The following is a 3,112-nucleotide window of genomic DNA, read 5'->3' as shown; positions in this document are numbered from 1 at the left end:
CCCGGTGCATGCACCGGGGGAGTAAACTAAACCTTTACGGGATTACTTGACCTGGGAATATTTGCTAAATACTTGTTTTTCAACATTTTTTAAGCCTAACTCATTATTTTTCAAAGGATTGCCTACATTTGCCCTACATTAGATATATCTTTATAATATTACACAATTAGATAATAATATTTCAAATTTTGACTATTTTTTTGAATACTTGTCCCACTTTTTATGGCGTAGAGATCGACGGAGAGAACCGCCATTCTCTCCGTCCATCTCTCCGTCATTGGCGTTCATCTGTTATGATAAGTTCCGTAACATTTCTGCATAACATCGTTACCATCGTCTCCGCAAGCGCGGATTCTAGCAGCGCAGGCGTCGCTGTCGGCTTGACATAGTTCCGGCCCATGCCGACCAGGATACACCCCTGCGAGTCCTTGACGGTATTGCCACGGTGTATGCGGATGCCCCTTAACGACGACACACCCGAGTTCCACAGCAACGGCAGTTCCCTTTTAAACTTCGGGCTCATTGAATTCTGCACCAGGTACACCCCGGTCGGTATCGTCTTGGACGCATTCTCCAGCGTGTAGCAGACTAGGGCCCCGTTAAGATACAGCTTGCCGAGAATTGCCTTGTCGCCCTTGACATCGCGAATCAATGTAAGCTGACCCATACTTTTACCCTTCCCGCTAGAAAAACTTCATGGACGCCATGGTCCTTATGCCCATGTCGTCGTTGCCCCAATGCCTCGAGTTGCCCGCGAACAGACCGACCATGTAATCGGCTGTCGAGGCCCTGAACCTGCCGAGCCCAGCTTCGCGCAGTATGCCACGGAAGATGTCGTCGCACTCGGGCCTTGTAAACGTCTTGTACGCACCGACGGTGGCGTACAGCCAGTCGTGCAGCGCGCCAGCAAGGTTGTAGAGGTCGTTGCCACCGTCCCACGAAGGCAGGAACCACCTAAACACCTTCGGGACGGAGAGCCCGTCGCAGCGGAAGCACAGACCGCCGGGGATGTCGTCGCGGCCTTGGAAGTTCACGCAGCAGTCGTATTCCCTGCCGTCTTTCTCGATCCGGAGAACAAGCGTATTGCTGAACATCAGCGCATGCGACCCGTCCTTGTCCGTGTGCCACTCGAACGGCCTAGCAGCCGTAGCCATCTTTACAGTAACCGCCATATAGCATACCTCCTGATTATCTTGGATTACCCCAGTCATCATCGTCAAAAAAGAACCATCCCGCAGCAATCAGTAGCACCGCCACAACAAAAGCCTCAAGCATCACTTCCTCCCTGCCCTTACTTCGCCTATGAGCTGGTTCAGCAGCTCGTTGTTGCGGTCTATCTTCTGGTCCAGCACCTTGAAGTTGGAGTCGCCGTCGTCGAGACGCTTGTCGTGATGGCGCATGTCGTTCTCGAGGACGGCAATTCGCTCGTCAAGGCCCTTCTTCGCATTGTCCGTCTTCCTGTCCGAATGCAGGCACTTGATGACAGCCCCGATTCCGGTCGCAAGCGCACCTATGTCAATTCCGGTTATGTCCATGCTTACAGAATCCCCTGCTTCACGATGAACCCGGAATAGCTCACCTTCGGAGAGCGAGAACCGACTACGGAATCCATCTTGAGAACCACCTTGAGCGTTGCCGGAGTATCCGGTGAAGGGTCGAGTTCCGAAGGAGTCCACCGCCCGCATACCCGAAGGTAGTGCCACCCGTCGTCATCGTTTTCGGAGAAGTCCGCCTCGGTGATGTCGCGATTACGGTCGTCACGGATCGCTACGACCGGAGTTCCGATATGAGCGTTCGGGACCTGCTTGAATCCGAACGTGATGTCGAAGCACCCGTCGGCATTGACATTGCCGAGCACTCCCACATCTTTGAAGGTGTCGCCGCTGGAAAGCTCGACGTTCTTCACTTCCGTGAAGAACGAGGACCCTACATGGATCTTGCCGCCACCGTTGACATACACGTCATTTTCCGTGACAAGGTTGTCCAGGAGTTCAAGGACGTCATCGACCTGCAGCTTGTGCGTGGTAGTTCCAGTCGCGATTCCGCCCTTCAGCACTTTGAGGCGCAGGTTCTCCAGGTCGCTGTTGCCGTTGAACGCGATGGTCCTCGTTGTCGTTTCGCCGCTCACGGTCTTGGAATAAGTGACCGCGTTCGCAGTGATTGTGACGGTCTGCAGCATGCCTCCGTCCGTAGACTTGACTGTGAAGCTTCCGATATTACCTCCGAAGAGGAAATCAGCGAGCTCGCCCACGGTATGGACCTGGTCTCGGTCGCTTCCGGTTCCGCTGCACATGTAGAGAAGGTCCTGGAGTGTTATGTTCTTCAGTGTCTGTTCGTCGACGAGCTTCTGCCGTCTATCAATTAGCGATGTGGTGTTTTCTGCCATATCTCTATCCTCGTTCAAAAATTTGTGTTACCGACAAAAATACTGGCCGCCCCAGTAGACTATCGTCGTCATCTTGCCTGCGCCAAGCTCGTAAGATGCATTGCCGTAGAAACCAGTAATCCTCATAGTAGCAGTCCTTGCGTTGATAATTACATAACACCTATTTTCTTCAGCCTTGTACTGATTGTACTGGCCGAGTAACTTTGACATAAGTGACTCCACATTGTAAGATGTCGTAGAGTTAGGTATGACATCGCTACTGAAAGGGCATACAATTGGCGAGCCGATCGCACCGACATTAGTGTATGCGCTGCCTACATGCTTTATGCCTATCGCATAGTCGGCACGTTCAGCATATCCGGCCGTCACGGCTGTACCTGCTTCATCGGCATACGAGGCATTTCCTGCATGACCCGCACTCTCCGCATAAGTCACGTCATATTCTTTCGGACCATTCCACCCGGACTGAGTCAACTTGTATTCGTGTATGCGACCGATGTACGACTCGCCGTCCTTGTACGATGCCGAAAAGACGAATGTAGTGATTGTGTCATTGCTGCTATAGACATCAGTAAGAGGAAGTGTATACCGCTTCGCTACGCCTTGTGAAACACCAGACCAGTATGTTGCGAATATCTGCTTCCCGGCGTTGTGCGCCGCCAGGACCTGCGTCCACGCAGTCGTATCGGAAGGGTCTATAGCAATCGCAAACACGCTTGCTGACGT

General features: G+C 52.5%; 5 protein-coding genes. All 5 read right to left on the bottom strand.

The genetic code is table 11. From position 1 onward, the window contains the following. Nucleotides 1-274: 274 nt before the first annotated feature. On the bottom strand, nucleotides 275-667 hold the full coding sequence (locus tag Q0628_RS07020) for a DUF5675 family protein (RefSeq protein WP_298769504.1): 393 nt from the start codon (nucleotides 665-667) through the stop codon (nucleotides 275-277). A gap of 16 nt (nucleotides 668-683) precedes the next feature. Further along, nucleotides 684-1,172 (bottom strand): DUF1353 domain-containing protein, encoded by a 489-nt coding sequence (locus Q0628_RS07015; protein ID WP_298769503.1) that lies wholly within the window; start codon nucleotides 1,170-1,172, stop codon nucleotides 684-686. Nucleotides 1,173-1,274: 102 nt separating this feature from the next. Beyond that, nucleotides 1,275-1,535, bottom strand: coding sequence for a hypothetical protein (locus Q0628_RS07010; protein WP_298769501.1), 261 nt, complete (start codon nucleotides 1,533-1,535; stop codon nucleotides 1,275-1,277). A gap of 2 nt (nucleotides 1,536-1,537) precedes the next feature. After that, nucleotides 1,538-2,386: a hypothetical protein gene (locus tag Q0628_RS07005; protein ID WP_298769500.1), complete on the bottom strand. Its 849-nt coding sequence runs from the start codon at nucleotides 2,384-2,386 to the stop codon at nucleotides 1,538-1,540. 27 nt (nucleotides 2,387-2,413) lie between these two features. Next, nucleotides 2,414-3,112: hypothetical protein (locus Q0628_RS07000; RefSeq protein ID WP_298769498.1), on the bottom strand; the 699-nt coding region annotated here is incomplete at its 5' end.

This window comes from uncultured Fibrobacter sp. (genome assembly GCF_937877005.1).
GTDB lineage: Bacteria > Fibrobacterota > Fibrobacteria > Fibrobacterales > Fibrobacteraceae > Fibrobacter.
Note: the sequence above shows the minus strand (reverse complement) of the source record. Positions and strands in the feature narration are given on the sequence as shown.